Annotated in this window: 13 protein-coding genes and 1 tRNA gene; 3 read left to right on the forward strand and 11 right to left on the reverse strand. The window is 71.7% G+C overall.

Translation table 11 applies throughout. The annotated features are described in order from the left end of the window. Positions 1-500 precede the first annotated feature (500 nt). A complete protein-coding gene (locus ACWCXX_RS18860; RefSeq protein WP_451128666.1) occupies positions 501-1,331 on the forward strand; it encodes a hypothetical protein in 831 nt (276 codons plus the stop codon). 125 nt (positions 1,332-1,456) lie between these two features. On the opposite strand, the gene ACWCXX_RS18865 is transcribed toward ACWCXX_RS18860, so the two are convergent. The 9 genes from ACWCXX_RS18865 to ACWCXX_RS18905 all read right to left on the reverse strand — a co-directional run bounded on the left by ACWCXX_RS18865 (position 1,457) and on the right by ACWCXX_RS18905 (position 9,351). Further along, positions 1,457-1,774, reverse strand: a complete 318-nt coding sequence (locus ACWCXX_RS18865) for a hypothetical protein (protein WP_451128546.1) — start codon at positions 1,772-1,774, stop codon at positions 1,457-1,459. A 260-nt stretch (positions 1,775-2,034) separates the two neighbouring features. Next, on the reverse strand, positions 2,035-2,922 hold the full coding sequence (locus ACWCXX_RS18870; RefSeq protein ID WP_451128548.1) for a Bax inhibitor-1/YccA family protein: 888 nt from the start codon (positions 2,920-2,922) through the stop codon (positions 2,035-2,037). A gap of 338 nt (positions 2,923-3,260) precedes the next feature. Next, a complete protein-coding gene (locus tag ACWCXX_RS18875) occupies positions 3,261-3,602 on the reverse strand; it encodes an ArsR/SmtB family transcription factor (RefSeq protein WP_451128550.1) in 342 nt (113 codons plus the stop codon). 273 nt (positions 3,603-3,875) lie between these two features. Then, positions 3,876-4,097, reverse strand: coding sequence for an alkylphosphonate utilization protein (locus ACWCXX_RS18880; RefSeq protein WP_451128552.1), 222 nt, complete (start codon positions 4,095-4,097; stop codon positions 3,876-3,878). Further along, the gene (locus ACWCXX_RS18885) at positions 4,097-4,549 is read right to left on the reverse strand and encodes an ATP-binding protein (RefSeq protein ID WP_451128554.1); all 453 of its coding nucleotides are present in this window, start codon (positions 4,547-4,549) and stop codon (positions 4,097-4,099) included. Before ACWCXX_RS18885 ends, ACWCXX_RS18880 begins: the two co-directional genes overlap by 1 nt. Beyond that, positions 4,546-6,207 (reverse strand): SulP family inorganic anion transporter, encoded by a 1,662-nt coding sequence (locus ACWCXX_RS18890; RefSeq protein WP_451128668.1) that lies wholly within the window; start codon positions 6,205-6,207, stop codon positions 4,546-4,548. The genes ACWCXX_RS18885 and ACWCXX_RS18890 overlap by 4 nt, the downstream gene beginning before the upstream one ends. 68 nt (positions 6,208-6,275) lie before the next feature. Continuing rightward, positions 6,276-6,617, reverse strand: coding sequence for an ArsR/SmtB family transcription factor (locus ACWCXX_RS18895; RefSeq protein WP_451128556.1), 342 nt, complete (start codon positions 6,615-6,617; stop codon positions 6,276-6,278). 201 nt (positions 6,618-6,818) lie between these two features. After that, a complete protein-coding gene (locus ACWCXX_RS18900) occupies positions 6,819-8,906 on the reverse strand; it encodes a SpoIIE family protein phosphatase (RefSeq protein ID WP_451128558.1) in 2,088 nt (695 codons plus the stop codon). 358 nt (positions 8,907-9,264) lie between these two features. Continuing rightward, positions 9,265-9,351 (reverse strand) — tRNA-Leu (locus ACWCXX_RS18905). Positions 9,352-9,803: 452 nt separating this feature from the next. Between ACWCXX_RS18905 and ACWCXX_RS18910 the strand changes: the two genes are divergently transcribed. Then, positions 9,804-10,574, forward strand: a complete 771-nt coding sequence (locus ACWCXX_RS18910) for an ABC transporter ATP-binding protein (protein ID WP_356931033.1) — start codon at positions 9,804-9,806, stop codon at positions 10,572-10,574. 58 nt (positions 10,575-10,632) lie between these two features. Beyond that, a complete protein-coding gene (locus ACWCXX_RS18915) occupies positions 10,633-13,161 on the forward strand; it encodes an ABC transporter permease (RefSeq protein ID WP_451128560.1) in 2,529 nt (842 codons plus the stop codon). A 92-nt stretch (positions 13,162-13,253) separates the two neighbouring features. On the opposite strand, the gene ACWCXX_RS18920 is transcribed toward ACWCXX_RS18915, so the two are convergent. Together ACWCXX_RS18920 and ACWCXX_RS18925 are read right to left on the reverse strand one after the other, a co-directional pair. Continuing rightward, positions 13,254-14,558: a class I SAM-dependent methyltransferase gene (locus ACWCXX_RS18920; protein ID WP_451128562.1), complete on the reverse strand. Its 1,305-nt coding sequence runs from the start codon at positions 14,556-14,558 to the stop codon at positions 13,254-13,256. 322 nt (positions 14,559-14,880) lie between these two features. Further along, a complete protein-coding gene (locus ACWCXX_RS18925) occupies positions 14,881-16,266 on the reverse strand; it encodes an NAD(P)/FAD-dependent oxidoreductase (RefSeq protein WP_451128564.1) in 1,386 nt (461 codons plus the stop codon). Between the last annotated feature and the right edge of the window lie 210 nt (positions 16,267-16,476).

Below are 16,476 nucleotides of genomic sequence, written 5' to 3' on the forward strand. Positions count from 1 at the left end.
CGGAGGGTAGGGGTCGTCCGAGGAACGAGGACGGCACCTGCCCGCAGCGGAAACGAAGCGAACGCGACCAACGAACACGCGCGGCTGAGCTGAGGTGCAGCGGAGGGTAGGGGTCGTCCGAGGAACGAGGACGGCACCTGCCCGCAGCGGAAACGAAGCGAACGCGACCAACGAACACGCGCGGCTGAGCTGAGGCCCTAGTCGGCCCGGCTCACGTTTCTCGTTGGAGGGCATGGCTTTCGGCCGATCTCCGGAGCGCGAAGTGGCTGCTTCCGAGCCCCGACCGTGACCGAATCTCCCCCAGGATGTGACCTATCTCCTGGGGGAGAGTCATTCCCGCAGGTCACACCCACACCCGGGTTAAACCTCGGGCCCAAAGACCTGTCCAATTCGTGACGTAATGCACTGACACAGGGCGCAGGTAGGGGACAAGCTGAGGTAGGAAGTCGGGGGATCGATTGAAACCGGGAGTATGTGTGAGCGCCATGCCTCTTGCCCTGTTGCTGACCACCGCCGCCGCCACGGCCGTGGGCGCTGCTGCTCTGCACGCTGCTCACGGGCTGCGCAAGCAGGTCTCGGCCCTCCGTACGGAGCTGGCCGCGGCCCGTGTCCAGGGCGCCACCGTGCCCGCGCAGAACCGCGGTGACATCACCCCCGTCGCCGAGATACGCGCGGCCGTCGCCGAGGCGCTCGCCGAGGAGCGCGAGCGCGAACTCGCCGAGGCCCGCGCCTTCTGGGCCTCCCAGGAGGCCCGTGACGCCGCCGACGCCCCGTCCCTGCTGGGCGGTTCGGCCGGCACAGGGGAGGAGGGGCCGTTCTTCCTGCCCCGGCAGGCGGACTTCGCGGGGCTGGACGCGATGGACCTCGACGCCACCGAGGCCCTGGAGGAGCTGGCGGAGCTGACCGGACTCTCGGACATGACGGAGCTGACCGGGGCGACGGAGTTCGCCGAGGACTCCCCCGAGCTGGCCGCGGCCCGCCGCCGTCACCCCTCGCACCCGGACTTCGTACCGGTGCAGACACCGGTCGTCACCGACCACGAACGCACCGTCAACCGCCTGGAAGAGCTCGCCGACAGCCGTACGGAGCTCGCCGACGTGCGCCCCGGCCCGCTCGGCACCCTCGATGTCTACGTCTTCGCCGACGGCACCACGCTCTGCATGACCCCCGGTCACCGCGAGACGGCCGAGCGGCTGTCCGAATCGCTGCTCTCGGGCGAGCACCCGGTGCTGCTGGGCGGTTCCGGCGTCTCCGGTGCGTACGCGCTGACGTTCTCCTGCGGCAAGGAGAACGTCTACATCCTCGCCGACCGCGTCATCGCCTCGTTCTGACACCCCGACACCCCGGCACCCGGGCGGAACGGCTCTCGCCGGCCACCGCCCCCGCCGATCCTCGGTCCGTCCCCCGGACCCACCGACCACGGCTGCCGGCTCCCCCTCCGGCCACCGGCCACCGGCTAGGCGAACGCCCGCTCAGCCGCCTCCGCCACGAATCGCACGGCCTCGTCGAGCTCGGTCGACGGGGCCTTTTCCAGTGCCACCGCCAGATCGCGCCCCGCCACGGCGAGTTGGTCGCCGACCACGAAGACCCCCGCGTCCGGCATGGTCCGGGGCTCCCGGTCCGGCGCCTCGATCCGCTGGGCCCGCAGCGCCAGCTCCCTGGCCGTGGCGAGGGCCTCGGCGGCGGCGCCGCGCTGGAGACGGCTCTGCGGGGCGGCGCGCAGCCGGTCGGAGAAGCGGTCCACGGCGGTGATCAGCGGGGTCGTATCGAGCACTCCGCGACCCTACGCGTCCCGGCGGGGTGGCCGCCAACGGGCCGTCGCCCGGCTGCGGAGACCGGCGCCGGGGACCTGCGCCGCAGAGACCGGCACCATGAGGACCAGCACCGCAGGGACCGGCCCGCCCCCGCACAGAACCGCCGCGCACGCGCGAGGGGCCCGGAAAGCGGAAACAGAAGCGGGAACGGCCCGCAGGCACTGTGCCTGCGGGCCGTTCCCGTCGTGCGGGTACCGCGTGCTGCGGTACTGCGCGGTGATCAGTCGTCGCCGCTCAGGATGGAGAGCAGACGCAGCATCTCCAGGTAGATCCACACCAGGGTCATGGTGAGGCCGAAGGCGGCCAGCCACGACTCCTCGCGCGGGGCGCCGAACGCGATGCCGTCCTCGACCTGCTTGAAGTCCAGCGCCAGGAAGCAGGCGCCGAGGATGATCCCGATGACACCGAAGAGGATGCCGAGGCCACCGCTGCGGAAGCCCAGGCCGTCACCACCGCTGAAGACGGTGAACAGCAGGTTGACCACCATCAGGAGCATGAAGCCGACGGCGGCGGCCATCACGAAGCCGTAGAAGCGGCGGGTCACCCGGATCCAGCGCATCTTGTACGCGAGGAGCACACCGGCGAAGACACACATGGTGCCCATCACCGCCTGCACCACGACGCCCGGTCCGATGTACGTGCTGACCGCGCTGGAGATCACTCCGAGGAAGACGCCCTCGAAGGCCGCGTACGAGACGATCAGCGCCGGGACCGGCCTGCTCTTGAAGGACTGGACGAGCGACAGGACGAACGCCACCAGCGCGGCGCCGATCGCGATGCCGTAGGACTTGCCGAGGTTGGCCGCGTCGACCGGCAGCAGGGCCCAGGCGAGCGCGGCGCCGAGCACCACGGTGCCGAGCGTGATCGCCGTGCGCGTGACGACGTCGTCGATCGTCATCGCGCCGGAGCGCGCCGGAGCCTGCGGGGCACCGTACTGGGTGTCCGGCTGGGCGTAGGGGTTGGTGGCGTACGGGTTCGCGGCGGCGCCCTGCGCGTACGGGTTGGCACCCGCTGCGGGGGCCCCGGCCTGCGGCGCCGCGTTGAAGCCCGCGTATCCGTTGTCGCGGCTGAAGCCCCGTCGCGAGAAGACCGGGTTGCTGCTCCTCATCTCACTCCTCCATGGCCACCCTGCGTGGCCTTCCCACAAGAGTAATGGGTAGGCAAAAGAATCAGACTAGTGCTTGGGGAGGATCTTTACAGAACCGATGAGCGGGCCGCCGCTCGTGTGGAGCGGCTCCGGGCCGGAGCCGCCCGGGTCCTGAGCCCCGGCCCCGGAGCCGTTCGCTCCCCCGGAGCGTGACGCCGACGGCCCGCGTCACCACCTCGGACCACCGGCGGCCACACCACTGGCGGCGGTCCGGTCGGCAACGCGGCCGGCGGCGGCGCGGCTGGCAGCGGTCCAGGTCGCCCTAGTGCTGTGGCCGGAAAGGTTCACCGGCCACAGCACTAGCGGCGGTCCGGCTCCGCCGCGCGCAGGTCGGCCAGTAGCTCGGCCTGGCCGGCCAGGACCCCCGACAGGATGGTCCTGGCCACCTTCAGCAGCTCCGCCACCTGCTCGCTGGCCAGCGAGTAGTACACGCCCGAGCCCTCCCTGCGCGTGACCACCAGGTTCGCCCGCCGCAGCACGGCCAGCTGCTGCGAGAGGTGGGCGGGCTCGACGCCGATCTCGGACAGCATCTCGGACACCGCGTGCTCCCGCTCGCTGAGGAGCTCCAGCACCCGGATCCGCACGGGGTGACCGAGCGTCTTGAAGAACTCTGCCTTCAGCTGGTACAGCGGCGCACTCATCGAAGCGGCCTCGCGTCCTCGGCCCCGGCCGTCCGGCCGGCCCGTCGCGGTCGTGCGTGTCCCGTGCATCGCGTCCACCCAAAACTCTTCGCCATGAAGCCATCCTCGCGCGTCCGCTCCGACGTGCTGACCTCATGAATTGCCAACGTTAGAAACTTGGAACGCCACGGACCGCCCCGCCGGACCACCGCCCCGCCCCGGCCGGACAGCCGTGTGCCCCGCCCGTCGGGAAACCGGCCGGGCGGGGCACGGACAGGGGCCGGGGCGGACCCGTCAGGCCTTCTTCAGGAACTCCGTCCGGAGCACCAGCCCCTTGACCTTCTTGGTGTTGCACTCGATCTCGCCGGCCCTGCCGGTGAGGCGGATGTTCTTCACCAGCGTGCCGCGCTTGAGCGTCTCGGAGGTTCCCTTCACCTTCAGGTCCTTGGTCAGTGTGACGGAGTCGCCGTCCGCCAGGACCGTGCCGTTGCTGTCCTTCACGATCATTTCGGTCATCATGCGTCCTTGCTCGTGCTTCCCGTGCTCTGCAGAGGCACGGTGATCCAGATGCTCTTGCCCAGGCCGTCCGCGTCGTCGCGCACGACGGCGGTGCCCCCGAGGCCCAGGGTGAGTTCGGCGACCGTGGCCAGGCCGCCGCCCGCGACGACGGCCGGTGAGTACAGGGCGGGCCGGTACGGGTGGCGGTCGTGGACGCCGAACGCGAAGGTGTCCGGGCCCGCCGCGTAGAGCACGGTCACGTTCGGGGACAGCACGGCCGCGTGCCGGACGCTGTTGGTCACCAGCTCGCTGAGGATCAGCAGGGCCGGGCCGACGCTGGGGTGGTTCAGGCCGATGCCCCATTCGACCAGCACCTGCTCGGTGGTCTCGCGCGCCGTGCGGACGGCGGCGCCCATCGTGGGCAGGGTCAGTACGTGGCGCAGGGGCAGGGCTTCGAGCCGGTCCGTCATGAGCCGGGCACCTCCCCGGGCACGACGGGGGCGGGGGCCGGAGCGCCGGGCACGACCCCGGCGGTGTGCAGCCGGGCGCGGGCCGCCGCGATGGCCTCCGGGGTGGTGGCGTGGTCCCGCCCGTCGGGCCGCAGGAGGTCCAGGGCGCCGACGGCGTCCAGCGCGCGGCGCTGACCGGGCCGGATTCCGGAGGCCAGCACGGTGATGCCGCGCCGGTTGAGCTTCCGTACGGCGTCCTTGAGCACCAGGGCGCCCGTGGCGTCCATGGTCGTGATCCGCGACATCCGCAGGATGACGACGCGGACGTCGGCGACCTCGGAGAGTTCGAGGAGGAAGCGGTGGGCCCCGGCGAAGAACAGCGGCCCGTCGATCCGGTAGGCGACGATGTGCTCGGCCAGCAGCGCGTGCTCCTCGTCGCTGTGGTCGCCGGGCAGGTCGGGGCGGAGGTCCACCCGGTCCATCCGGGCCTGGCGGGCCACCGCCCGCAGGGCCAGCGCGCCGGCCACCACCAGACCGATGATCACCGCCTGGACGAGGTCGAGGACGAGCGTGGCGACGGCCGTCAGGACCAGGACCGCGGCGTCGGACCGGGTGGCGCGGGCCATCGCGCGCAACGCGCCGACCTCGACCATGCGGATCGCGGTGGCCAGCAGCACACCCGCCAGCGCGGCGAGCGGGATGCGGGAGACCAGCGGGGCCGCCGCGAACACGATGACGGCGAGGACGGCGGCGTGGGTGAGCGAGGCGAGCCGGGAACCCGCGCCGGTACGGACGTTGACCGCGGTACGGGCGATGGCGGCCGTGGCGGGGACGCCGCCGAACAGCGGGGCGGCCAGGTTCGCGATGCCCTGCCCGAACAGTTCCCGGTCCGGGTCGTGCTTCTGCCCCACCGTCATGCCGTCGGCGACGGTGGCCGACAGCAGCGACTCCAGCGCCGCGAGCGCGGCCACGGCGACCGCGGGTGCGAGCAGCGAGCCGAGCGCCGAGGGGTCCAGGAAGCCCAGGGAGGGCGCGGGCAGCCCGGACGGCAGGTCGCCGATCGGCTCCGCCCCGGCCGGCCGGAACACCTGGACGACCAGGGTCGCGGCGATCACCGCGACGATCGAGAACGGGATCGTGGGCCGCAGGCGGGCGCCCAGCAGCATCACGGCCGCCACACCGGCGGCGAGGGCGACGGCGGTCCAGTTCGGCGCCTTCACGAACTCGCCGGCCGCCCGCCAGGCCACCGCCAGGACCTTCTCCCCCTCGGGCTCGGGCACGCCGAGCGCGCCCGGGACCTGCTGGAGCGCGATGACGCAGGCGATGCCCAGGGTGAACCCCTCGACCACCGGCGCCGGGACGTACCGCATGTACTGGCCGGCCCGCAGCAGGGCCAGCCCGATCAGCAGGACCCCCGCCAGTACTCCCACGGTCAGCACCCCGCCGGGCCCGTACTCGGCGACGATCGGCACGAGCACGACCGTCATCGCCCCGGTCGGCCCGGACACCTGGAGGTTGGAGCCGCCGAACAGCGCCGCCAGCGCCCCGGCCACCACCGCGGTCGCGAGCCCCGCCTCGGCGCCGAGCCCGGAGGAGACGCCGAAGCCGAGCGCGAGCGGCAGTGCCACGATGGCGACGGTGAGGCCGGCCAGCAGGTCGCGGCGCGGGTCGCGGCGCATGGCGGCGAAGTCGGCCCGGCGGGGCAGCAGCGCGCGCACCCGGTCCACGAGCCGCCCGGAGAAGGTGTTCACTCCGCCGCGACCTCGGCTTCCCGCAGTTCGGCCAGGAGCTCGTTGCGCCCGGCCAGCATCTCGGTCAGGATCCGCCGGGCCGCCCGCATCAGCTCCGCGACGTCCCCGCCCGCGAGTTCGTAGACCACGCTCGAACCCTCCCGGGCCGAGGTCACGATCCCCGAGCGGCGCAGGATCGCCAGCTGCTGCGAGAGTGCCGCGGGCTCCACCTCGATCGCCGCGAGGAGTTCGCGCACCGGCATCGGGCCGTTCTGGAGCAGTTCCAGCACTCTTATGCGCACCGGGTGTCCCAGCATCCGGAAGAACTCGGCCTTCGCCTGGTACAGCGGAACCGGCACGACCACGGACCTCCTTCGCCCCGGGTCCCGGGGCATCGCTGGACACCGGCACGCCCGCGGACACTTGCAGACACGCCGAACCCAGCATGTAGTTAATTGCATAATTTTGCAATTCACTCATACCGAATCTGCTCCCCGGAGCCGGTTGCCGGAGCTGCTTTCCGGAGCCCTCGCCCGCCGGCCCGCTACGGTCCGGGCCGCTCAGCCCTGGTCGGGAGTGAGCTGCGCGATGAGCAGGGCGACGTCGTCGTCGTGGCCGGGGTGACGCAGGACGGTCAGCACCCGGTCGCAGGTCGCCTCCAGGGAGGGGCCGGGTTCGGCGAGCAGACGCAACAGGGAGCACAGGCGGTCGTCGATGGACTCGTCGCGGGTCTCCACCAGCCCGTCGGTGTAGAGGACCAGGCTGTCCCCGGCCCGCAGGTCCAGGGACACGGTCCGGAAGGGGACGCCGCCGACACCCAGCGGCGCCCCGGTGGGCAGGTCCAGCAGGCGGGGTGCGCGGCCGGGCCGGAGCAGGACGGGCGGCGGGTGGCCGGCCAGCGCGACGCGGTACGTGCGGCGGTGGGGATCGAGGGCGGCGTAGACACAGGTGGCGGTCGTCTCGTGCAGGTCGGCGGTGACGCGGTCCAGGTGGTGCAGCACCTCGGCGGGGGCGAGTTCGAGTCCGGCGAGAACGCGGGTGGCGGTGCGCAGCTGTCCCATCGTGGCGGCGGCGTGGATCCCGTGGCCCATCACGTCGCCGACGACGAGGGCCGTCCGGCCCTGCGGGAGGGGGATGGCGTCGAACCAGTCGCCGCCGATCCCGCTGTCCGCCTCCGCCGGCTGGTACCGATAGGCGATCCGCAGGCCGGACGGCTGCGGGGGCCGGTGCGGGAGCAGATGGCGCTGGAGGGTCAGGGCGGTGCCGCGCACGTGCTGGTACCAGCGGGCGTTGTCGATGCACACGGCGGCGCGGGAGGCCAGCTCGCAGGTCATCGCGACGTCCTCCTCGTCGAACGGCCGCGGGTCGCGGGTGCGTACCAGGTCGAGGACGCCGAGGACCTGGCCGCGGGCGGTCAGCGGCACGGCCAGATAGGAGTGCACGCCCGCCTCCTTCATCGGGCCGATGGCCTTCTCGTGGCGGGCGATGCGGCGCAGGTCCCGGTCGGCGACCTCGGCCACGAGGACCGGGCGGCCGGTGGTCACGCAGCGGGTGACCAGACGCTCCCCCGCGTGGACGGCCGTCTCCCCGGGCGGGTCGGCGGCGAGGAGGCCGGGGTTCTCGTGGGTGGCTGCCACGGCCAGGGAACGGAAGGCCTGCGGACCCCGGACGAGCGGGGCGGCCGGCTCGGAGGAGGCGGTCAGGACCGAGTCGAGGACGTCGACCGCCGCGATGTCGGCCAGCTCGTCCACGACCACCTCCGCCAGTTCACGGGCGGTGAGCTCCAGGTCCAGGGCGGTGCCGATCCGCTCGGAGGCACGGGCGATGACCGCCAGCCGCCGCCGGGCCTCGGCGGCCTCGATGGACGCCCGGTGCTGCTCGGTCACGTCCGACATGGTCAGCGCGGCACCGACCAACCGCCCGACGGAGTCCTCCAGCCGGTAGCACGACAGCGACCAGGCACTCTCGTGGTCGGGGTCGGCGGGGGCGCGGCCGGTCAGGAACCGGTCGCGCACGGGGAGGCCGGAGGCCAGCACCCGGCGTACGGCGGACTCGATCCCGTCGCCGTCCAGGAACGGCAGCAGTTCCCGGGGGCCGCGGCCCAGGTGCTCGGTGGCCGGCCGGCCGGTGATCCGCTCCAGCGCCGGGTTGACCAGCAGGAGGCGCAGCTCGGGGTCCAGCACGGCCAGCCCGAAGGGCGACTGCGCCACCAGGCGGGCATGGAGCACCAGATCGAACTCCATGCCGCGCAGCGTGGCCTCCTCGCAGACGATCCCCAGGGCGTACGCGTCGCCGCGCTCGTCCAGCAGCCGCATGTTGCGGAACTCCAGCCGGCGGGTGGAGCCGTCCTTGTGCCGTACGGGGAAGACCCCGGCCCAGGTGCCCTTCCCCGCCATGACGGCCGCGAACAGCTCCACGACCCGGTCCACGTGCTCCTCCGCGACCATCAGCGAGGCCGCGTACTGTCCCAGCGCCTCCTCGGCGCTCCAGCCGAACAGGTCCTGGGCCTGCGGGCTCCACAGTGCGATCCGTCCGTCGGCGCCGAGCACCACCGCGGCCACGCTCAACGCGTCCAGCAGCCCGCCCGGAGCGGACGGGACGGCCCTCTCCGCCCCGGTCTCCGCCCGCCACGCCTCCGACGCCACCATCGAACGGACCTCCTTGCCCACGCCCGCGACCGCCCGCGGCAGGACAGCTCCGCATCCCGCCCGGCCCGCGCAGCCGTCCTCCCATCGTCCCCCCGCACCTCCGCCCCGGCAGCTCAGCCACCGTCCCGGCCACCCGTCTGCTTTCCCACGGGTCCGCCCGTCTGCTTTTCCACGGGTTTCGGGTGCCGCAGGCCGGGCACGAGCCGTACGGAGAGGTTCTCGCCGCCCGTCCGCGAGAGGCAGGGCCCGGCCGCGCGGGCACGCGCCGTCCCTCCCGGCAGCGGAAGCGTGCTCCCGGGAGGGAGGAACGGGTCAGGGGCGGTGGGTCGTTTCCGCCCGCCCGGTGACATGTGTGCAGTGGTGCCTGGAACCGGACTCGAACCGGTACGCCCCCCGAGGGGCAGCGAGGTTTAAGCTCGCCGTGTCTGCATTCCACCACCCAGGCTGGCGCGCGGCTCTGCGTTGGCACATGACCCTATCCGGGGACTTCCCCCGAACAGCGGATCAGTGGCGCGATGTTGTCTTATTTTATTGATCGTTTGAGGGGGCGTCAGCACTCGTCGGAAGACATCGTCACATGCCTGGGCGGGGTAGCGGGCACCCCGGCCGGGATTCCGGAATGACGTAAAGTCGCCGCACCCGGACGGCGCATTCGCCGGACTTGTGACGAGGGCGCCGCCGAGGCGGCCGGAGGACCGGCCGAATGGTCCCCGAGACGGGTGGCCTCGGGGTCGGTGTCATACCGCAGGAGGAGCCGCGGGCTTCCCGGTGCGACTCAAGACGGCCCCGGGAACGGGCACGGGGACTGACGTCCGGCGGCGGACCGGCGGTGAGGATGGAAGGGTTCCGATCCACTCCCGGACGATGCCTCGGCCGGAGCCCCAACAGGAGATTCCCGTGACCACCGTTTCCACCGCACCCCGCGCCACCACGGTGGCCGCCCGCGCCACGGATCTGTCGAAGGTCTACGGGGAGGGCGAGACCCGGGTGACGGCCCTGGACGGCGTCACCGTGGACTTCCCCCGGGGCGAGTTCACCGCGATCATGGGCCCGTCCGGCTCCGGCAAGTCCACGCTGATGCACTGCGTGGCCGGCCTCGACAGCTTCAGCAGCGGTTCGGTGCGGATCGGCGACACGGAGCTGGGCTCCCTGAAGGACAAGCAGCTCACCCAGCTCCGCCGGGACAAGATCGGCTTCATCTTCCAGGCGTTCAACCTGCTCCCCACGCTGACGGCGTACGAGAACATCACGCTCCCCATGGACATCGCGGGCCGCAAGCCCGACGCCGAGTGGGTGCGCCGGGTCATCGACATGGTGGGGCTCTCCGACCGGCTGACCCACCGGCCCACCGAGCTCTCCGGCGGACAGCAGCAGCGCGTCGCGGTGGCCCGTGCCCTGGCTTCCCAGCCGGAGATCATCTTCGGTGACGAGCCGACCGGGAACCTGGACTCCCGCTCCGGCGCCGAGGTCCTCGGCTTCCTGCGCAACTCGGTGCGCGAGCTGGGACAGACCGTGGTGATGGTGACCCACGACCCGGCCGCCGCCTCCTACGCGGACCGGGTCATCTTCCTCGCGGACGGCCGGATCGTCGACCAGATGCTGCACCCCACCGCGGACGGGGTCCTCGACCGGATGAAGGCGTTCGACGCCAAGGGCCGCACCAGCTGAACCCCGCCCTCCCCCGCGTCCTCGCCCGGAACCCCTCCCCATCCCAGGACTGACAGACATGTTCCGTACCGCCCTGCGCAATGTGCTCGCGCACAAGGCCAGACTGCTGATGACCGTCCTCGCCGTGATGCTCGGCGTGGCCTTCGTCTCCGGCACGCTGGTCTTCACCGACACCCTCGGCAACGCCCTTCGCAACCAGTCGGCCAAGAGCTACGACGACGTCGCCGTCGCGGTCACCACCTACGCCGACCAGCGCGACGAGAAGACCCCCGGCATCACCGCCGCCACCCTGGAGAAGATCCAGCGCCTGGACGGCGTCGACGCCGCCACCGGCCGGGTCTCCGGCTTCGCCGGGGTCGCCGACCCCGACGGCAAGCTGATCGGCAACGGCTGGTCGAACACCGGCGGGAACTACTTCCCCGGCAAGGACGGCAAGGACCCCGCGTACACCTTCGTCGACGGCACGGGCCCGGCCTCGGCCGACCGGATCGCGCTCGACAAGGAGACCGCGCGGAAGGGCGAATACCACGTCGGTGACCGGGTCCGGGTCGCCACGAACGGCCCGGTGAAGGAGTACGTCCTCTCCGGCGTCTTCACCACCGAGGACGGCGCGGTCAACGCGGGCGGCAGCCTGGTCCTCTTCGACACCGAGGTCGCCCAGAAGCTGTACCTCAGGCCCGGTGTGTTCCGGGAGGCCACCGTGTCCGCCGCGCCCGGCGCCTCCGCCGACGAGCTGCTGACCGCGGTGAAGCCGCTGCTGCCCAAGGACGCCGAGGCCAAGACCGGCCAGGAGCTCGCGGACCAGCAGGCCGAGGACATCGAGAGTGGTCTGAGCACCATCAACACCATGCTGCTCGCCTTCGCCGGCATCGCCCTGTTCGTCGGCATCTTCCTGATCGCCAACACCTTCACGATGCTGGTGGCCCAGCGCACCAAGGAACTGGCCCTGATGCGCGCCGTCGGTGCCTCCCGCCGCCAGGTCAAGCGCTCGGTGCTCATCGAGGCCGCCGTGGTCGGCGCGATCGCCTCGGTCATCGGCTTCGCCCTCGGTCTCGGCCTCGCCGTCGCGCTGCGCTCCGCGATGGGCATGTTCGGCGGGAAGATCCCGGCCGGACCGCTGGTCGTCTCCCCCACCGCGGTCGTCGCCGCGTTCGCCGTCGGCGTCCTGATCACCCTGCTGGCCGCCTGGCTGCCCGCCCGCCGGGCCGCCAAGATCCCGCCGGTCGCGGCGATGAGCAGCGTGCACGCGACGGCCACCGTCAAGTCCCTGGTGCTGCGCAACTCGATCGGCGCGGTGCTCACCCTGCTGGGCTCGGCGGCGATCGTGGCGGGCGCGGTCAAGTCCGGGTCGGCCGGACGGACCTTCATCGCCGCGGGCGCCTTCCTCGCCCTGATCGGTGTCATCGTGCTGATCCCGCTGCTGTCGCGGCCGGTGATCGCGCTGGTCCGCCCGCTGCTGAAGCGGCTGTTCGGGGTCTCCGGCAAGCTGGCCGCGCAGAACGCGGTCCGCAACCCGCGCCGTACCGGCGCCACCGCCTCCGCGCTGGCGATCGGCCTCACCCTGGTCACCGGCATCTCGGTCCTCGGCGTCACCCTCGGCCAGGCGGTCGACCGGGTGACCACGGACAACATCAAGGCCGACTACATGGTGACGATGGCGAGCGGCAGCCCGCTCGACAAGACGGCGCTCACCGCCCTGGAGAAGGCCAAGGGCGTCTCGGCGGTCTCGCCGCAGCAGGCCACCGCGCTGCAGGTCAAGGACGAGTACCACTCCGTGTCCGCCGTCACCCCCGGTGACGTGCAGCAGGTCTTCGCGGTCAAGACCGTCTCCGGCTCGCTCGACGCGCTCGGCAGGGGCGAGATCGCCGTCTCCGAGAAGACCGCCAAGTCGAACGGCTGGAAGACCGGCGACACCCTGCCGGTGAAGTTCGAGGACGAGAAGAAGGGCGAGCTGAAGGTCGGCGCCGTCTTCGAGGAGAACGAGTTTCTCTCCCCGGTCCTGCTCCCGAAGGACATCGCCGACCGGCACGGCAGCCTGACCAACATCCGGGAGGTCTGGCTGAAGATGGACGGCGGCGCGACCGACGCCAACGAACAGGCCCTGGTGAACGCGCTGGGCGACAACCCGGCCATGAGCATCATGGACCGTCAGGACATCCGTGACATGTTCGGCGGCTCGGTCAACCTCGCGATGAACATCATGTACGGACTGCTGGCGATGGCCCTGATCATCGCGGTCCTCGGGGTCGTCAACACCCTGGCGATGTCGGTCTTCGAGCGCCAGCAGGAGATCGGCATGCTGCGGGCCATCGGCCTGGACCGGCGCAGGGTGAAGCGCATGATCCGGCTGGAGGCCGTGGTCATCTCGCTCTTCGGCGCGGTGGTCGGTGTCGCGCTCGGCATGTTCCTCGGCTGGGCGATCGGGCAGACCATCTCGTCGGACATCCCGGAGTACGCACTGGTCATCCCGTGGGACCGGATCGCGGTCTTCCTGGCACTGGCGGGGGTCGTGGGCGTGCTGGCCTCGCTCTGGCCGGCCCGCAGCGCCGCGAAGCTGAACATGCTGACGGCGATCAAGACCGAATAGCGGCCGGGCCGGTACGGCCCGGGGTCCGCACGGCCGGGGGCCGGTACGCGCAGCACGGAGCTGCGCGTACCGGCCCCCGGTCCGTCGTGGGGTCAGCCGGTCGCGGACGCCGTCCAGTCACGGGCCCTCAGCGGCATGCGGGAGGACCCGCCCTCCGCCGGACGCACCGCGAGGATCTGGTTGACGCCGATCTTGTTGTGCTCGAAGGAGAGGGCGGAGGCCGCCATGTAGAGGCGCCAGACCCTGGCCCGCCCGTACGAGGTCAGCCGGACCGCACGGTCCCACTGCTTCTCCAGGTTGGTGACCCACCGACGCAGGGTCAGGGCGTAGTGCTCGCGGATCGACTCCACGTCACGGGCCTCGAAACCGGCCTCTTCGAGGGTGGTCACGGTCCGCCCGACCGGGGCCAGTTCGCCGTCCGGGAAGACGTAGGCATCGATGAAGTCGTCCACGTGGTACGCGGACTCGTTCCGCTCCGGGCGGCGGGCGATCTGGTGGTTGAGGAGCCGGCCGCCGGGCCTGAGGAGCGCATAGAGGTCGTCGGCGTACTCGCGGAAGCGGACCGCGCCGACGTGCTCGGCCATGCCGATGGACGAGACGGCGTCGTACGGCCCGTCCCTGACGTCCCGGTAGTCCTGGACCCGGATCTCGACCCGGTCGGCCAGGCCCTCCTCCGCGACGCGTTTCCTGGCGTAGGCGGCCTGCTCGGCGGAGAGCGTCACCCCGGTGACCCTGGCGCCGTACTCGCGGGCCGCGTGGACGGCCATGGAGCCCCAGCCGCAGCCGACGTCCAGGAGGCGGTCGCCCTCCTTCAGCGCGAGCTTGCGGCAGACCAGGTCGAGCTTGTCCCGCTGGGCGTCCTCCAGCTCGCCGCCGTCCTCCCAGTAGGCGCAGGAGTAGACCATGGACGGGCCGAGGACCAGTTCGTAGAAGTCGTTGCCCACGTCGTAGTGGTGGCTGATGGCCTCCTTGTCGCGGCGCCTGGTGTGCAGGGGGCCGGTGCGGTGGCGCACTTCCTCGGGTGGCGGGGGCGGCGGGAGCCAGGGGCCGGCCAGTCGCAACAGCCCCTTGGCGAAGGCCCGTACCTTCGGGTCACGGACCGGGTGGACGCCGCCCCCGGCGGTGTCGGGACGTTCCCAGATCAGTGAGGCCATGAGGTCCAGGGCCTCGTAGAGGTCGCCCTCGACGTCGATGTCGCCCGCCACCCAGGCGCGGGCCAGGCCCAGTTCGCCCGGCTTCCAGAGCAGCCGCCGCAGCGCGCGGCGCCTGCGGACGACGAGCACGGGCGCACCGGGCGGTCCGGATTCGCTGCCGTCCCAGGCCCGGATCCGGACCGGCAGCCTTTCTCCCAGCAACTCCTCGACGAGAGCGGTCAGCCGCAGCGCGGCGTCTGCCATGGCGCACACCTCCGTGGTGGTGTTCCCGATGTGCCCGAGCACGCTCGGGCATGCCGCGGCCGCCCCGGGCACCGGAGGGCGCCGCGACGAGCCGCATACCCGTCAACTGTCCGCGGAGCGTGCCTCATCCCGCTACCGCCCAATGGAAGGGCAAAATGGCTGCGTTTTACATGCATCCGCTGCTGCGGCGACCACCGGGGCCCGGCTCCGGGCCGCGCCGCACGGAGCCGGATACGCCGAAGGGGCCGTCCGCACCACGGATGGCGGACGGCCCCTTCGGGGTTGTGCGTGTGCCGTGCGGACGAGTGGGTCCGCGGTCGGGCTAGGAGGCCTTGGCCTTCTCGCCCTCGGCCTTGGCGGCGGCCGGTGCCGGGGCCGGCTTGGCGGCCTCGTAGAACTCCTCGCGCGGCGTCTCCATGGCGCCGAGCGAGACGACCTCGCGCTTGAGGAACATGCCGAGCGTCCAGTCGGCGAGGACCCGGATCTTGCGGTTCCAGGTCGGCATCGCCATGCCGTGGTAACCACGGTGCATGTACCAGGCGAGGCGGCCCTTGAGCTTGATCTTCATCTTGCCCATGACGATCATCGCGACGCCCTTGTGCAGCCCCAGACCGGCGACGGCACCCTTGTTGGCGTGGCTGTACTCGCCCTGCGGGAAGCCGCGCATCCCGGAGATGACGTTGTCGCCGAGGACCTTGGCCTGACGCAGTGCGTGCTGGGCGTTGGGCGGGCACCAGGCGTTGGGGTTGCCGGCCCGGCGGCCGACCATGTCCGGGACCTGGGCGTTGTCGCCCGCGGCCCAGACGTAGTCCATGCCGTTGACCTGGAGCTTCTCGTTGCAGTCCACGTGGCCGCGGGGGCCGAGCGGCAGACCGAAGCGGGCCAGCGCCGGGTTCGGCTTCACACCGGCGGTCCACACGATGGTGTTGGAGTCGACCTCCAGGCCGTTCTTCAGAACGACGTGGCCGTCCACGCAGGAGTCCATGGAGGTGGAGAGGAAGACCTCGACGCCACGGGACTCCAGGTGCTCCCGGCCCCAGGTGCCCAGCTTCGGGCCGACCTCGGGAAGGATCTTGTCGGCGGCGTCGACGAGGATGAAGCGCATGTCCTCGCGCTTCACGTTCGTGTAGTACTTCGCCGCGTCGCGGGCCATGTCCTCGACCTCGCCGATGGTCTCCGCACCGGCGAAGCCGCCGCCCACGAAGACGAACGTCAGCGCCTTGCGGCGGACTTCCTCATCGGTCGTCGAGTCGGCCTTGTCCAGCTGCTCGAGAACGTGGTTGCGCAGGCCGATGGCCTCCTCGATGCCCTTCATGCCAATGCCCTGTTCGGCGAGGCCGGGGATCGGGAAGGTGCGGGAGACCGCGCCCATCGCGATGACCAGGTAGTCGAAGGGCAGCTCGTAGGCCTCGCCGACGAGCGGCGCGACCGTGGCGACCTTGCGGTCCTGATCGATAGTCGTGACACGGCCGGTGAGCACCTCGGCCTTCGGCAGGACGCGTCGCAGCGGGACGACGACATGCCGAGGCGAGATGCTGCCGGCAGCAGCTTCGGGGAGGAAGGGCTGGTACGTCATGTACGAGCGCGGGTCGACGACCGTGACGGTCGCCTCTCCGTAGCGCATCTTCTTCAGAATGCGTCGAGCTGCGTACAGGCCTACGTACCCACCGCCTACTACGAGGATCCTGGGACGCTCCGTGGTGCTCATGCCATCGAGTATCCACCCCCCTCCAGGGGAGGGTTCGTGAGCCCCTTCACAAGGTATGGGCGACCCTCTGCTACACTTCGCCGCCCACGTGACCCAGGTCATGGGAGCCCGGGGGAACCACGAGGCGCTCGCGAACGTTATTCACCGCTTGTGAGCTGGCCCTTGACCCTGAAAGAGGGTCGGATCACCGCTCCGGCGCACACCTCGCAG

It is taken from the genome of Streptomyces sp. NPDC001732, assembly GCF_053596315.1.

Coding starts and splice junctions, on each gene's coding strand:
- ACWCXX_RS18870 (WP_451128548.1), bottom strand. CDS start 2,922: ATGAGGAGCAGCAACCCGGTCTTCTCGCGACGGGGCTTCAGCCGCGAC.
- ACWCXX_RS18875 (WP_451128550.1), bottom strand. CDS start 3,602: ATGAGTGCGCCGCTGTACCAGCTGAAGGCAGAGTTCTTCAAGACGCTC.
- ACWCXX_RS18880 (WP_451128552.1), bottom strand. CDS start 4,097: ATGACCGAAATGATCGTGAAGGACAGCAACGGCACGGTCCTGGCGGAC.
- ACWCXX_RS18885 (WP_451128554.1), bottom strand. CDS start 4,549: ATGACGGACCGGCTCGAAGCCCTGCCCCTGCGCCACGTACTGACCCTG.
- ACWCXX_RS18890 (WP_451128668.1), bottom strand. CDS start 6,207: ATGCGCCGCGACCCGCGCCGCGACCTGCTGGCCGGCCTCACCGTCGCC.
- ACWCXX_RS18900 (WP_451128558.1), bottom strand. CDS start 8,906: ATGGTGGCGTCGGAGGCGTGGCGGGCGGAGACCGGGGCGGAGAGGGCC.
- ACWCXX_RS18915 (WP_451128560.1), top strand. CDS start 10,633: ATGTTCCGTACCGCCCTGCGCAATGTGCTCGCGCACAAGGCCAGACTG.
- ACWCXX_RS18920 (WP_451128562.1), bottom strand. CDS start 14,558: ATGGCAGACGCCGCGCTGCGGCTGACCGCTCTCGTCGAGGAGTTGCTG.
- ACWCXX_RS18925 (WP_451128564.1), bottom strand. CDS start 16,266: ATGAGCACCACGGAGCGTCCCAGGATCCTCGTAGTAGGCGGTGGGTAC.